Raw genomic sequence first — 351 nt, 5'->3', positions numbered from 1 at the left:
GGAAGCCGATGTTCTGTCGTACGTTTTGAAAAACGAGCCAGGGAGTGTGTCTGTATGGCAAGTCTAACCGGAGTATCCGGGGAGGCACAGGGAAACCGACATGGCCGCAGGGCTTTGCCCGAGGGCCGCCGTCTTCAAGGGCGGGGAGCCACACGGACACGACCCGAATCCGGACGATCTACGCATGGACAAGATGAAGCGTGCCGAAAGGCACGTGGAAGTCTGTTAGAGTTGGTGTCCTACAATACCCTCTCGTGATCTATGTGTAGGGGTGAAAGGCCCATCGAGTCCGGCAACAGCTGGTTCCAATCGAAACATGTCGAAGCATGACCTCCGCCGAGGTAGTCTGTG

At 57.0% G+C, this 351-nt stretch carries 1 rRNA gene; it reads left to right on the top strand.

The features are described from left to right. Positions 1 to 351, top strand: a 23S ribosomal RNA gene (locus C444_RS22520); the annotation flags it as partial.

Origin of the sequence: Haloarcula japonica DSM 6131 (assembly GCF_000336635.1) — an archaeon.
GTDB classification, from domain to species: Archaea; Halobacteriota; Halobacteria; order Halobacteriales; family Haloarculaceae; genus Haloarcula; species Haloarcula japonica.
Note: the sequence above shows the minus strand (reverse complement) of the source record. Positions and strands in the feature narration are given on the sequence as shown.